At 56.8% G+C, this 14905-nt stretch carries 11 protein-coding genes; 3 read left to right on the forward strand and 8 right to left on the reverse strand.

The annotated features are described in order from the left end of the window. Window positions 1–22: 22 nt before the first annotated feature. The 3 genes from RDU76_08130 (at window position 23) to RDU76_08140 (ending at window position 3204) form a co-directional block, all read left to right on the forward strand. Window positions 23–1192 carry an FtsX-like permease family protein gene (locus RDU76_08130; protein ID MDQ7798890.1) on the forward strand — a complete coding sequence of 390 codons (1170 nt, stop codon included), beginning with the start codon at window positions 23–25 and terminating at the stop codon, window positions 1190–1192. 96 nt (window positions 1193–1288) lie between these two features. After that, complete coding sequence (locus RDU76_08135) at window positions 1289–1993, forward strand: ABC transporter ATP-binding protein (protein ID MDQ7798891.1); 705 nt, start codon at window positions 1289–1291, stop codon at window positions 1991–1993. Between the two features lie 8 nt (window positions 1994–2001). Continuing rightward, the gene (locus RDU76_08140) at window positions 2002–3204 is read left to right on the forward strand and encodes a hypothetical protein (protein ID MDQ7798892.1); all 1203 of its coding nucleotides are present in this window, start codon (window positions 2002–2004) and stop codon (window positions 3202–3204) included. Between the two features lie 58 nt (window positions 3205–3262). Here the strand turns inward: RDU76_08140 and RDU76_08145 are convergent, their stop codons facing one another. The 8 genes from RDU76_08145 to RDU76_08180 form a co-directional block, all read right to left on the reverse strand. After that, window positions 3263–6895 (reverse strand): FlgD immunoglobulin-like domain containing protein, encoded by a 3633-nt coding sequence (locus tag RDU76_08145; protein ID MDQ7798893.1) that lies wholly within the window; start codon window positions 6893–6895, stop codon window positions 3263–3265. Between the two features lie 265 nt (window positions 6896–7160). After that, a complete protein-coding gene (locus tag RDU76_08150; GenBank protein ID MDQ7798894.1) occupies window positions 7161–9629 on the reverse strand; it encodes an endonuclease in 2469 nt (822 codons plus the stop codon). 110 nt (window positions 9630–9739) lie between these two features. After that, complete coding sequence (rpoD, locus tag RDU76_08155; GenBank protein MDQ7798895.1) at window positions 9740–11467, reverse strand: RNA polymerase sigma factor RpoD; 1728 nt, start codon at window positions 11465–11467, stop codon at window positions 9740–9742. A gap of 43 nt (window positions 11468–11510) precedes the next feature. Then, window positions 11511–13289 carry a DNA primase gene (gene dnaG, locus RDU76_08160; protein ID MDQ7798896.1) on the reverse strand — a complete coding sequence of 593 codons (1779 nt, stop codon included), beginning with the start codon at window positions 13287–13289 and terminating at the stop codon, window positions 11511–11513. Between the two features lie 15 nt (window positions 13290–13304). Next, a complete protein-coding gene (locus RDU76_08165; GenBank protein ID MDQ7798897.1) occupies window positions 13305–13787 on the reverse strand; it encodes a flavodoxin in 483 nt (160 codons plus the stop codon). 28 nt (window positions 13788–13815) lie between these two features. Then, the gene (locus RDU76_08170) at window positions 13816–14109 is read right to left on the reverse strand and encodes an RNA-binding protein (GenBank protein ID MDQ7798898.1); all 294 of its coding nucleotides are present in this window, start codon (window positions 14107–14109) and stop codon (window positions 13816–13818) included. An 88-nt stretch (window positions 14110–14197) separates the two neighbouring features. Continuing rightward, a complete protein-coding gene (locus tag RDU76_08175) occupies window positions 14198–14641 on the reverse strand; it encodes a hypothetical protein (GenBank protein MDQ7798899.1) in 444 nt (147 codons plus the stop codon). Next, window positions 14610–14897: a helix-hairpin-helix domain-containing protein gene (locus tag RDU76_08180; GenBank protein ID MDQ7798900.1), complete on the reverse strand. Its 288-nt coding sequence runs from the start codon at window positions 14895–14897 to the stop codon at window positions 14610–14612. Before RDU76_08180 ends, RDU76_08175 begins: the two co-directional genes overlap by 32 nt. Window positions 14898–14905 lie beyond the last annotated feature (8 nt).

A 14905-nucleotide genomic window follows, 5' to 3' on the forward strand; every position in this document is an offset into this window, starting at 1 on the left:
TTTTCGCAACAAGCGGAGAACTTTGATCTCAAGCCTGGCCATCGGCTTGGGTTTGGCGGCCCTTATCCTCAGCGACGGGGTGATGTTAGGCTTGGTCCGGGTGATGGTCAAGCTGGCCACCTCCTCGTTCCTGGGCGAAGCCCAGATACAATCTGCCGATTTCCGCCGGACCCAGGATGTACAGAAGGTGGTTTTCGATCAAAACGGCGCGATCAAAGGCCTGGCTCAAGAGGAATCGGTGGATAAGTTCTCCCCCAGGGTCTTGAGCCTGGCCATGATCAGCTCCCCGGCCAATGTCAGCGGAGTCAGCCTGGTGGGGGTGGACCCGTCCCGGGAAAAATACCTGTCCCAGATAGACGAGGCCGTGGTGCAGGGGAACTATTTTACCGGTAATGACGACCGGGAGATCGTGCTGGGGCTCAAGCTGGCCGAGATACTGGAGGCCGAACTGGGGGACCGTATTGTGGTGACAGTTTCCCAGGCCCACAGCGGGGATCTTTCGCAGGAGATGTTCCGCCTCTCGGGCATATACGATATGAAGGACCGGACCTTGAACTCCGGCATGGCCTTCATCCGCCTGAGCCGGGCCCAGAAAATGCTGGGGCTGGGGGACAATATTCATCAGATAGCCATCAAATTCAAGGATCCCAAGACCAGCGAGAACCTGCAGCTGCCTTTCTGGGAAAAGTATTCGTCCCACGGCAACCAGGCCCTTTCCTGGATGCAATTGATGCCCCAGGTAAAATCCATGATAGACCTTTCGCAGGTCAGCACCCTGATCATGGCGGTGATATTGATAGGTGTGGTGGCCTTTGTGATACTGAATACTTTGTTCATGTCCATTTTCGAACGGATGTTCGAGTTCGGAGTGCTGCGGGCTTTGGGCACCAGGGCCCTCGGTATCTCCAAGTTGATACTGTTTGAGGCCGGTTCCCTGGCCGTCATCAGCATCATATTGGGAGCCCTGCTGGGGCTGGCCAGCACTCTGATCCTGGCGGCCATCGGCATCAATTACGGCGGGGCGGAATTCTACGGGCTGACCTTCAACGAGTCCATCCGGCCCGAACTTAGAGTGATGCAGTTCATCATTTACCCATTCTGGGTCTTCATCTTCACTTTGGCCATCGGCATCTATCCGGCCATACACGCCTCCCGCATAGAGCCGGCCAGGGCCATGAGGAAAAGTTTTTAAAACCCGCAGGCTCGGACAAAGGCGCAAAGAACACAAAAGAAGAAGGAACAAGGTATAACTATATACCCAATTCCTGAAATCAAACAAGGATGCAATATGAAACATTACAATGATAGCAAACATATAATGACCGCCAAAGAACTGGTCAAAACGTACCAGGACAACGGTCTTCCGGTGGAAGCGGTGCGGGGCATAGATCTGGAGATATGCTCCGGCGAGTTCGCGGCCCTGGTGGGACCTTCGGGTTCCGGCAAAACTACTTTCCTGAATCTGATCTCCGGGCTGGACAACCCCACCTCAGGGCAGGTCCGGCTGAACGGCCGGGACATCTCTCAGATGTCAGGCAAGGAACTGTCCGATTTCCGCCGGGACAACATCGGTTTCATCTTCCAGGCCTATAACCTGATACCAGTGCTGACTGTCGAGGAGAACATCGAATACGTGATGATGCTCCAAGGTGTTTCCAAGGAAGAACGGCACCAAAGGGTGCTGGATATCCTGAAGGAAGTGGGGCTGGAGGGATACCAGGACCGCCTGCCGCCCAAGCTCTCCGGAGGACAGCAGCAGCGGGTGGCGGTGGCCAGGGCCATGGCGGCCAAGCCGTCAATCATCCTGGCCGACGAGCCCACCGCCAACCTGGATTCCAAGACCGCCGAGACCCTGATGGAGATGATGCACCAGCTGAACCACAAGACCAAAATGACCTTCATCTTCTCCACCCACGACAAGCTGGTGATGGACAAGGCCGAGCGGATCGTGACCATCAAGGACGGCCGGATAGACAGCGATCTGGTAAAATAGGACTGCTTATGAACCGCCGCATAAAATATCAGGCAGTTATGCTGGCCATATCATTGTTGATGTCTGCCGCCTGCCTGGCCGTGCAATTGGAATTTGGCGGTTATGCCAAATCATTTCTGATCTTCCAGCATACGCCCGGCGGCAGCAGAGACCGCTGGACGCTGACCAATCCCTGGGAGTTCAAGGCGTCATATATCCCACAGGACCACTTATCGTTCAACCTGTCCTACATTGTTTCTCCGCATTGGGAAAGTCCGATGTCCGGCATAGAAACATTCTACAGTTCAAGGCAATACCGAGTGAGTGATCTTAAATCGAGACTTATACCTGATTCTCCAAGCGCGGCCGGTAATCTTTCCCTTTGGCATAATCTGGACCGGGCTTATGTTCGTTTAAGTCTGAGATGGACCGATATTTTTGTGGGCCGCCAGCCCATCGCCTGGGGCAGCGCCCGTTTTATTAACCCCACCGACGTTATCGCCCCTTATGGTTTCCAGGAATTGGACACTGAAGATCGGATCGGAGTGGATGCCGTAAGGATAAATTACCCATTGGGGCAGTTATCAGAGGTCGGGCTGGGTTATATATCAGGCAAGGATTTTAAGCCGCAAAACAGCGCCACCTATCTCCGACCGAAAGTTTATTTATTGAAGACCGACCTGGCCTTTACCCTGATGGAATTCAAAAAGCACCGGCTCTACGGGATCGATATCTCCAGGTCCCTGGGGGGCGCCGGATTGTGGCTGGAGGCCGGGTATATCGATTTTGAAGAGGCTTCCGAAGATGCTTTAAGATTATCGGCCGGCGCCGATTACCGGTTAAGCGATAGGATCTATGCCTTCGGGGAATATCATTTCAATGGTTTCGGGGAACTGGAGGCCTCATCCTATATCAAGAATTGCGCAAAACAGGCTTACTCCGAGAATGTTGTCTATCTGATGGCTAAAAATTATTTTACGGTCGGCTTGAATTATCAGCTGACTCCCCTGCTGAATTCCGGCACCCAGCCGATCATGAATATTGACGATAGATCCGTTGTTTTAAGCCAGCAATTCGACTATAACCTTACCCAGAACAGCTACTTGTCATGCGGATTTTATACGGGTTTGGGCCAAGTTCCGGAGATCATCCTCGGCGGAGGCAGCGTGATTAGGTCGGAGTTTGGTTCGTATTCCGATATTTATTTCGCCTCATACAGAATTTATTTTTAGCAAACCAATAATAAAAAGGGACAGGCCCAGGCCTGTCCCTTTTTGGTTTTAATAAAAATCACCTGAGCAGGGTCAGTCGCTTCATGAAATCGGTCTGGCCGATCTTTAGGTTGACAAAATATACCCCGGTGGGCAGTTTGCGGCCATGGTCATCGGACCCGTCCCAGCTGGCCTCATGGGAGCCGGAGCTCTTGAGGCCAAGTCTTCTGGTATGGACGGCCTGCCCGACGATATTGTAGACAGTCAGATTGACCTCGGCAGGACCTGGGCCCACCTGATAGGATATTCTGGCAGAGGAGCTGAACGGACTGGGGCCGCAGGAGATAAGCCTGGATAGCAAAGAAGCGGGGCCTCCGCTGGACACCATCACCGGCCCGTAATAAACGATCTTTCCGTCGTTATCGATCTGGGCCAGGCGGTAATAATATTGAGTATTGTATCCGGCGCTGTTATCGATCCATTGATACTGGTGGGGCTGGCCGTAGGATTCGATCTCGCCAGATAAACGATAGGGGCCTGCCGAGAGGGTCGATCTCTCTATCCTCCAGCTATCGGTGGCGGATTCATATGATGTGATCCATTTAAGAAGCACCTTCCCGTTCTCCACTGCACCGGTGAATGAAGCCAGCTGGACCGGCAGGGGATTGGCGGCGTCGCTGACCGTCCAGGCCGAGAACGAGGTCACGCTTTCGGTGATGGACCGGCTGGATGAGACGTCGTGCGGAGAAAAAGCCACCGTCCAGGTGCTCCCGCCGTCCAGGCTCTTCCACAGCTGGGCGGCGGTCAGGTCCCGTCCGTTGTCGTCGTCCGATACCCAGGACAGCGTCAGGCTTCTGCCGGCGGAGGGCGGATTGTCGGAGGTCAGATCCCACCGGCGGGTGATACCTGTATCGGCATTAGCACCGGTGATGCTGGCCACCACCACTCCGGCCGGTCCGGTTATACGGCGGACATTGACCGCCCCCAGATCATCAGCGCCCGAATTGAGCGACACCCCGATCCCGCCTAAGCTGGAGCTCCCGGTGCCCACCGGCCTAGAGGTCAGCAGTTTTCCTATCACATAGCGGCCGGCCTGCTCCCCGCTCAGGGTGGCGCTGGAGCCCAGGATCAGCGAGTCGATCCCGGTGTTCAGGTTGCCGTTATTCAAAGTCAATGAACTTTCGACCGTAGTAGTGGTATCCATGGTAACGTTGTTCGAGTTGTTGATTCTGATGTTGGGCATCACTGCCAGCAGCTCCTGGCGGGTATGCTGGGCGGATGTCCCGGCATATTCCAGAGTGGCCCCGTTGGCATACTGCAGAACACCGGCCACGCCGTGCCCCAGATAATAGCTGCTCCTGAAAACCGCTCCGTTGTTGACCAGTATGCTGTCCCCGGCGATGCTCGATCCGTAAAGTTCCAATATGCCGCCCACTGCTATTCTGCGGCAGGTGGCCGAGCCGGACGAGGTGCGGGAGATGTTCCGGGCTATCAGCGAGGCCCCTGCCGCCACCGAGAGGGTTCCGGTGGAAACCAGGCCCGAGTCGGCCCGGACGTCCCCCCCCCTGAAAACGCCCGATGATATGATGATATCGGCAGCCTTGATGTTCTTGGAGGACGTCCCGGTGTCACCGGAGGCCAGGGCCACCTCCATCCGCCACCTAGTGCCGTAGGCTCCCCAGTTGTCGCCGAACAGGGCCCGGGCTGAGCCCACGAATTTGAGCCGCCCCGAGTTGCAGCGGATCAGATAATCGTTCAGGGTCACTCCGTCGGCGTTGAGCATTCCATGGACCGCCAGGGTGTAATTATCGATATCCAGCCTGGTCCCGTAATTGGCCCCCAGAAAAGTGGCGTTTTTGCAGGAGCCATCGGCATCGACGGTGATGGTGTCGCTGCTCCGGATGATTATGTTATTGGTGGAGCAGGGCGGCTGGCTGGCGGCTCCCCAGACGGTACCGTTGTAAGTCTCCCATGACAAAAGGTCCGTCCAGGTCCCGGTCTTCAGCGACCGGTAATCCCCGGCATCGAAATGCTCGGTGGTCAGCTGGCTGTCGACCGCCGGGCTTACGGTCAGGTAATTTTCGGTACCGCCCGAACCGTTGTATTCGTATACCGCGAAATGATAGGTGGTGTTGGGAGCCAATCCCAGGATGGTGTCGCAGTTCCCGCTGCCGGAGTAAACGGTATAGTTGCCGGTGCCGACCTCCTGCCCCATCAGATATGTGGAACTGGGAAAATAGCTGTTGCCGTCCACCGGATCGGCGTCCACCGGGCTGCCCTGCTGGATCAGGACTATCCGGGCGCTGCCGTTGCCGTTGGTCCAGCTGATGATCAACTGGTTCTCGGAGACCTCGCTGAAGACGATATTGCTGGCCTGAACGCTGGGCGCCCCGCCAATGGCGCCAAAGCTGATGGTGGTGTCCGGAACCAAACCGGAGGCCGAGGCCTCGATGGCCAGGCCGGACTCGGCCAGATCGTACTGCAGGTCGCTCCAGGCCCTTAAGCCCGAGGCCAGGTTCTGGGTCAGGCCGGCCGCCGAGGTCAGATTTCCGGTCCCGCCCAACAGGGTCAGAGTGGTGCTATTGGTGGCATCCAGATCGCGGTTGCCGTTGCCGTCGGCGGCCTCAACCGATAAGCCAAAGTCGACGCTGACGTCAACTGAAGCCGGCGGCTGGGAATAAATATTGAGTATAGTGGCAGTAACGCTGACGGCATTGTTGGACGCGCCGGATTCAACGGCGGTGCCACTTCCGGAAGCAAATGGCGTCCCGGCGGCATCTACCGTGAAGCTGGTCCGGTCCACCTTGAAGGCCAGGTTGCTGTTGTCGATGGTGGCCTTGAGCGCGCCCAGGTCGCTCTTAAGCCAAAGCTTCAATTGATATGTCTTGCTGCCGTTATCTGTCACTTCGCCCAGCTTGCCTGATGAATGGTCGATGCCGGAGAAGACGATGCTGTCGGCATAGACGGTGCCCGAGGCCGAGTCGGCCGAGCCGTCAAATAACTTGGCCCCGTCAATCACGCCCGACCAATCCGCCATATCGTTCCCGGTCCCTTCGGTAATGACGATCTTGTCTATCAGGGTATTTATTCCGTCATCCCCGGTGGAATCATCCTTGACCCGGAAATCGAAATTAAGCCCCTTTTCGGCGTCGCTGTCCATGAGAGCGGAGATGGAGGCCGGCTCGGCGCCGGCTCCGATGCTGACGTCGGATGCAGTAACTACGCCGCTTCCGCTGGGAGTGATGTACACGCTATCTATCCCCAGCGCCTGGGCATTCGATGTGGTTGTGCCGGATGTGACGGAATAATTCCAAGCCAGATACAGGTTAGAGCCCGGTGCCACAGACAATGTCAGGGTCTTGTTATCAACCGTCACTATGGTGCCGGGAGCGCTTGAATAACCTTGATTGTCGGCATCAGCCGTAAAGCTGGTCAGAAAATCACTTCCGGCGCTGGTCCAACTGCTACCATCGGCAGAGTGATACATCTGGATACTGAAACCGGCTGCGTTTAAGCCGTTGCGGTATTTTTCGACGTTGTAAGTAATCGTTAAGCTTTTGATGGAATCGCTGCCACTGTTGGTAAAAAAGGCATAAAGATTGCCGCTCTTGCTGGCCGAGCTGGAAGATAACCAACCCACGGCCCTTTCGGTTACGGTAGCTGGATCACCAGCAGCATAGTTATAGATGCCGTTGGCTGCACTGGAGCTCATATTGTTCCCGGCACTGCGAACAGTGGCCGCAAGGGCGCCTGAATATGTTTTGACAGTACGAACGGAGGACGTGACTGTATCAACTTTCCAATAGGATGGCAAGCTAGCAGTAGCTGAAGTTCCTATGCTGAAACTTTCGTTAAAAGTGTTTCCTGACTGAAGCGCTATCTGCGCCATGGCAGCACTACACCATAGGAATACAGCCACAAAGAAAAGTATTGACCTTTTTCTATTCATAGGTAAACCCTCCCAGTTATTGCATTTATCATTTTATCAGTATGACCCTGCCGTGCTGTTCGCTGCCGCCGGCCGCCAGCCGGAAGAAATACACTCCTGCCGGACAGGCCTTCCCGTCCTCTCCCCGGCCGTTCCAGTTGAAATAATTCTGTCCGGCCGGTCCATTGTTTTCAGAGAAAGCCATTACCCTCTGTCCGGATATATTATAGATGTCCAGTTTTGCCGGGCCGGACTGAGGCAAATTATATCGGAAAGTTATATTGCTTTTAAAGGGATTGGGACTGCAGTTCACCCATCGGCCCGGATCATTTCCGAAAATACCCGGAGTGGCCGCGGCCCTCACCGGACCGTAAACGGCTGTGTCCCCGTTGACATCCTTCTCCAGCAGACGGTAGTAATAATCGACCCCCGCCAGCACGTTCCTGTCGGTCCAATCGTAGTTGTGTGCCTCGTTGCTGTTGCCGGCCGTCGGCAGGGAAACCATCAGTTGGTAATAATTCAAAGAATCCAGCGACCGCCAGACCTGCCATTGGTAGCTGTTGATCTCGCTGGCGGTGACCCACTTAAGGGTGATCTGGCCCGGCTCGCCCAGGGCGGTGAAATAGGCCAGCTCCACGCCCAAAGGATCGTTGGGGTTGGCCCCGCCGGGAGTGCCGTAGGTGGCAGTGGTGCCGTTGGCGGCGTCTCCGTACCAGCTGGCGGACAGGGTCCCGCTGGAAAACGGACGGCTACGGTACTGGCACCAATAGGATGCCCCAAAAGTGATGGTGGAATCAATCAGATTATTGCCGGCATCCCGCAGACTGAATGTTTCACTGCCGTTGAGTACCAGAGATCCCACAACATCGTATGGCAGGCTGTAAAAACTAGACCAGCTTCCGGCAGAGGACCGGACTATTACAAAATACCCTCCGGCATGGATGGTATCTCCCGATCCTAATGTGGTCACATAGGCTGTGTTGTCCTGTTTTAATTGCCAACCGCTTAGGCTGATCGGGGCGGCGGTGTTATTATACAACTCAACATATTCATTATAATATAACGGCAACGAGGAACGCTGTTCATTGACCTCGCTGATCACTACCGTATAACCACCGGCCGCCGTGGTGGCAAAGGTATTGTCCCCGGAATAGGTGGGGCCGTTGTTCATGGGATCGGTGGAGGATATTTTGTAATGATAGGTGGTTGAAGCCGCAAGGCCGGAAAGTTCCACCGAATGGCTGGTGACATCGCTCTCGTTCTTTGCCGTGTCGGAGTACGTGGTGGTCGGGCCGTAGTAGACCCAGGAATTGGAGGCTTCGTTGGTGGTCCAATTAACCGTGGCCGAGGAGGAGGTGATGCCGTTGACAGTGGGGCCGGAGGTGATGGTTGGCGCCGTGGCATCGTCGTTATCGCCCAGGGTCAGGGTAAAGACGCTGTCGGCCCCGATGGCGGCGCTGCTCCCGCCGGAAACGTTGCGCAGCTTGAAGATCAGGGTCTCGGTGCCTTCCTCCAGGGCATCATCGGTGATGGCAATGGCGGCATTCTGATTGGCCGAAGATCCCGCCGGAAAGCTTAGGGTCTGGGTGGTATAGTTGTTGATGTCGGCCGCGGTTCCGGATCCGCCGGTCAGGACGACCTGCACCGAGGTGGCGCTGCCGGCGCTGGGCGCGGTGATGGAGACCGCTATGTTGAAGGGGGCGTCGCCCTCGGTCTTGGTGACGGAGGCGGAAGCGAAGAAGACCCTGGTGTTCAGATATTCCGGGAAGTAACAGCGGTCCACCAGGGAGCTGTCGATCACGAAGGGGTTGGGCTTGTTCTGCTGGTAGGCGGCGATCTTCCAGGTACGGCTCTTCTCGAGGGAGTCGGAGGGATCGCCGGCGTGCCAGCTCCGCAGGTCGTACTTCTGTCCGGTCCACCAGGCATCAGAGGTATCTCCCAACTGGTACATGGTCAGCACATAGAACATGGCCCTGGCGGTGTTGCCCTGCTGGACCTCCCGGGGTTCGAACTCCACGGCCAGCAATGCCTCGGCCCATTCGTCTATATTGGAGATCGGCTTGGTCTGGGTTCTGACATTATTTCGGTTCCACCACACCGAGGAATTGTTATCATCAACCTCGCCAAAGGGAGAGCTGCCGCGGTCATTGTTGACCTGCATCTCGGTTGGCATCAGATGGTGCATGTCGGACTCGGTCTTGGTGGAGTCCAGCAGGCTCTGGGGCCAGGTGTGCTCGCAGTTGATGTCGCCGGCGGTGGCCCAGGCGGTGGGGTCGGCGGTGGGCCCTCCGCTGATGGTCCAGCCCGAATAGACGCAGGTCAGGCTGTCGCCCTGGATGTCGATCTCGCCGTACATCTTGTCCCGGGCGCCGTCGTAGCTCAGCACCGTGACCGTCTTGTAATATTTCCGCAATGAGTCTACCAGCGGCTTTCCGGCCACTCCGGGAAAAAGCTCGACCGCTGACAGGGAACTGACGACTGCTGATATTACAGTTATGGCCATGAGTAATTTCTTCATTTTGCCTTATTCATTGGATCAAATTTTAGGCGGCAGCCACGCTGGCTACCGCCTATTTATAACACAAAACCCTGCCCCTGTCAATTAAGATTGTATTAAATATTTTCGGGCTAGATCACGTCGGAGAAGCCCTCCAGACGCTTGCTGCGGGAGGGATGGCGCAGCTTGCGCAGGGCCTTGACCTCTATCTGGCGCACCCTCTCCCGGGTGACGTTGAAGATGGCCCCCACCTCCTCCAGGGTCCTTGGGCAGCCGTCGTTGAGGCCGAACCTCAGGCGGATGATGGATTCCTCCCGCTTGGAGAGGGTGGCCAGCACCTTCTCGATCTGGTCCCGCAGCATCAGAAAGTTGGCGGTGCGGGCCGGGGACTTGGCCGAGGCGTCCTCGATGAAATCGCCGAAGACGGTGTCCTCGTCGTCCCCGATGGGCTTGTCCAGGGAGATCGGCTCCTGGGCCACTTTGATGATGGAGCGCACCTTGTCGAACGGCAGTTCCATGTGCTCGGCGATCTCATGGCTGGTGGGCTCCCGTCCGTACTCCTGGACCAGCTTGCGGGAGGCCTTGGAGACCTTGTTGATGGCCTCGATCATGTGCACCGGAACCCGGATGGTGCGGGCCTGGTCGGCGATGGCCCGGGTGATGGCCTGCCGGATCCACCAGGTGGCGTAGGTGGAGAACTTGTAGCCCTTGTGGTAGTCGAACTTCTCCACCGCCCGCATCAGCCCGGAGTTGCCCTCCTGGATCAGGTCCAGGAACTCCAGGCCCCGGTTGATGTAGCGTTTGGCGGTGGAGATCACCAGCCTGACGTTGGCCTCCACCATCTCCTTTTTGGCGTAGTCCCGCTGAAACTGCATCTTTCTGACGCTGTCGGCCAGCTCCATCACCTGTTCCGGGGTGGTCCTGGCATCCTTGGCCAGGACGGTCATTTGCTTCTGGGCGGCGTGGACCTCCTGCCAGTAGCAGAGCAGTTTTTCCTTGGGGATCTTCAGCCGGGCCTTTTCCTCTTTATTCAGCTTCTTGCCCGATTTCAGGATCCGGGCCATCTTGTCCAGCTCCTGGACGTTCATTTTACAATGGCCCAGGGCGCGGTCCCTCTCCTTCTGGTGGGTCTTTATCTGGAAGGACAGGCTCAGCAGGCGGTGGACCATGGAATTAAGCAATTCGTTGCTCAGCTTCAACGCCTGGAGGTTGGTCAGGATCTTCTCCCGGCGCTGGCTTATCTTGGGTCCGGCCTTCTCCTGGTTCTTGAGGGCGGAGAGATACTCAACATCCTTGTAATCCCGGTGGATCCTCTTCAGCAATTGCAGGATCTTCTGCCTTTTGCGGCTGGAGGAATACTGGGGCATCCAGCCGTCGATGTCGGTCTGCACCAGTTCCTCCATGGCCAGTTCGTGCTTTTCGAACTGCTTGGAAAGGCGCATGAACTCCTTCATGTTGACCGGGGCCGAAAAGGACAGGCTCAGGATCTGCCTCTGGCATTCCTCTATCTTCTTGGCGATCTCGATCTCCTTCTCCCGGTCCAGCAGGGGGACCCGCCCGATCTCATGCAGGTACATCCTCACCGGATCGTCGAAGCGCAGCCCGACGGGCACTTCCGCCGCCTCCTCCTCCTTGCCCTTGGCCTTCTCCCGCGCCTCCTTGATCTGGTTCCATTCCTCCTCGGAATTGACCACCTCCACACCGGTCTGGGCCAGCATCATGATGAAATTCTCCAGTTCCTCAGGAGAGACGATATCCTCGGGCAGCATTTCGTTCAGCTTCTGGTAGGTGATAAACCCCTGGCCCTTGCCGAAACTGATTATCTGCTTGATCTTCTTCTTGATGTTGCGGTCCTCCATGGCCTCTCCTAATAATTGGTTATATAATATATTTATTTTCTTGCTATTCGGCCTTATTTCCCGGATGGCCGGATGATAATTCCTGGTACTGCCGGAGCAGCTTGGCCACCAGGATGCTGTCCCCGGACTTTTCCGCCTGCTTGATCTCATGCTGAATGTCCTTCAGGCGGGGTTTGAGGTTCTGTTTCCTCAGTTTGGCCATGTAATCAGACAGCAATTGGGCATCGTTGTCGGCGCTATCCAGGGAATCATCCGGCATATCCTTGTGAATCAGTGACCCCGACAGCAGGCTCTGTTCTTCCCGGTCTTCGAATTTCATCATCAGCCCGGCGCCGTCCAGGCGACCGGTATCCTGATAGATGGCCCCCAGTTTTTTCAAAAGTCCGATCAGTCTGGGCGAGGCCAGGCCCTGTGACGACAGCTCCGGCAGAATGGTATCGATATTCTCCGGCCGGCGCAGCAGAATGGAAAGGATATCACCCTCCCAGTCCGGCAGGTTGTTCAGCGGAGCGTCCCGGTTATTACCCTCCGGTTTGAGCCCGTCCTTTTTCCGGGCCAGGTCCAGCACGAAGGATTCATCCAGGCCCGCCGCCTCGGCCAGTTCCTTGATATAGAGCCGCCGCTTCACCGGGTCGGACACCAGGGCCAGCAGGTTCAAAAGATTGTTCACCAAGGCGCTCTTGTCGGCCACCTGGGACAGGTCGGACATCAGCCGGGCCCGCATCACCTTGAACTCGATGAAGGTGATGGCCGTTTCGATGATGGCGGCGAAGGCCTGTTCCCCCTCCCGGCGTACGGCCAGGTCCGGGTCCATCTCATGGGGCAGCACCGCCACCTTGACGTCTATCCCGGCCTCCAGCAGCAGGGGGATGGCCCGGTCGGTGGCGTTCTGCCCGGCGGCATCGGGATCGTAGCATAAAACCGCCTGCCTGGCGTAACGGGACAGCAGCTTGGCCTGGTCGCTGCTTAAGGCCGTCCCCGAGGTGGCCAGGATGTTCTTAAAGCCGTGCTGGTAGGGGATGATCAGGTCGAAATTGCCCTCCACCAGGATGGCCTTTCCGGCGTCCTGCACCGGACTCTTGGCCTGGCAGAATCCGTAGAAGCCCCGCCCCTTGTGATAGATGGGCGTCTCCGGAGAGTTGAGGTATTTGGCCTGGGGATTCTGCTCCAGGCTGCGCCCGCCGAACCCGATCACCCGGCCGCTCAGGGAGAATACGGGAAATATTATCCGGTGCCGGAACCGGTCGTAGTATCCGTTGCTCTCGTCGCGGGCGATTATCAATCCGGCCTCCTTCAGCAGCTGCAGGCTCAGGCCCTGCTTGCCGGCTGCCTTGATCAGATCCTCCCAGGCGTTGGGGGCGTATCCCAGCCGGAATAATTCTACGGACTGGTCGCTGATGCCGCGGTTTTTGAGATATTCCCGGGCGGCGGCTCCGATGCCGGAGGCCAGCCGCTCCTGGAAGAACTTGGCGGCGAACTCGTTGGCCTGGTATAAAAGGTCGTGAGCCCCTTCCTTGTAGTCATCCGACGAGGGCAAAGTGATGTTGGCCCGCTTGGCCAGGGTCCTTAAGGCCTCGATGAACGACACCTTGTCGTGCTCCATCAGGAACGAAATGACGTTGCCGCCCTTGCCGCAGCCGAAGCAATGCCAGATCTGCTTGGCCGGGGTCACTACAAAGGAGGGGGTTCGCTCCTGGTGAAAGGGGCACAGGGCCTTGTAGGTGCTGCCGGTCTTCTTAAGCGACAGGTACTGCCCCAGCACCTCCACCACGTCGTTGGACTGCCGGACATCGTCGATTATTTCCTCGGGGATGCGCGCCATTATGGTTTGAAAAGATTAATGATTGGTTTGCGGCAAAAGCTGCCTGACGAACTCGTCCAGCCGGGCATCGCTCTCCGGCTTTCCGGCCTCGCGGGTCTTTACGGTCAATTTGGCCACGGCGGTCTGGCCGGAAAGAGATTCCATCTCCTTGAATGTGTTCTGGTCCCCGGAGCCGCCCATGGTGCAGAACAGGGCCAGCTTTTTTATCTTGTCCTTGTTCTGGCCGATATAGGTTCGGATGGCGCAGGCCATGTTGCCGGCCCACACCGGGGTGCCGATGACCACCAGGTCGTAATATTCGGGATTATTCTTGACGACGGCGATCTGGGCCGGGATCCTTTTCATGGCATCGCGCCCGGCCTTGAGGTATTCCCAGGGACCCTTGCGGTCCTTGAGGTCTACGATCTCCTCGGTGTCGGCCGGGATCTTTGCGGCGATGGCCTGGCCGATCTTTTTGGTGATGCCGGTGCGGGAGTAATAGATCACTAGGGTTTTCATATCAACCTGCAATATTTATATTATCTGGTTATCTTCTTTTATTGCGGTTCGAGGGACGATGGCCTCCGTGGCCCTTCTCCTGGGGGCGGGCCTCTTTGACGAATATGGCCTTGCCCTTGAGGGCCACCCGGCCGTTCAGGTTGTCTATGGCCGCCAGGGCCTCCGATTTCACCGGCATCTCCACAAAGGCAAAGCCGCGGGGCTGGCCGCTGTATCGGTCCATCACAAAGGCCACCGATGTCACCTGGCCGAACTTCTCAAAGACCTCCTTCAGTTCGGCCTCGGTCATTTCCTTGGCCAGGTTTCCTGCAAATAAATTCATCGTCTCTCCTCAATATATAGTGATTGTGATTGGTTTACATCCCCATAAGACATAATGCTAAATTCATAAATTATGTTTGGTTATAATTTCAATTATCATCCCCCGGACTGACCATTATCTCCTGCTTGCCGTACTTAGCGTGCACCTGCCATTTCTGTCCCAGGGCTTTCAGAATGCTGAGGCCCCCGGTGGTTATCAGCACCACCCCGCCGGCCAGCAATATCCACAGCTTGCTGGTGGGCTCGGGAGAGGCAATGGAAGCGGCTATCAGCCAGATCCCCACTCCGGACAGGCCCATCCCGGTCAATATCTGGGAGATCTCCTTCCAGCTCACCTTCCCGGTCCGCCCGGCCCGTCGGATAAGGGATACCGCCGACACCAGGTCGCTTTCGGTTATCCCCAGGTTGGCATCGTCGGTGAAATGAAAGGGCAGCCGGTCGCGGTAGGATTTTAAAGCCCTGTCCAGCCAGCCGGGATCGGAGGTGCGGATGATGGCCGGGCTATCCTCTTTTTTTATTATCGATAATCCCATCTTTCCAATTCCACCATTTTAAAAATTTCGGATCGTGTTTCCCGGCTGAGGCGTAATAGACCGCACAACGATACACGTAGAGCAGGCAGCGGTCGATCTGTTTTCCGGCCTGGTGGCAGGACTGCAGGTACAGCTTCTCCGGGTCCCGGCCCCTGAGGTCGGAGACTTTGCGGATCCCCAGCTGGTACAGGTCCCGGGCGATGCTGGGCCCCACCCCGGGAATGGTTTGAAGTTTTTTTATTGCCGGATCTTTCATCTAATGTC

It is taken from the genome of Candidatus Edwardsbacteria bacterium (assembly GCA_031082425.1).
Lineage (GTDB): Bacteria > Edwardsbacteria > AC1 > AC1 > EtOH8 > UBA2226.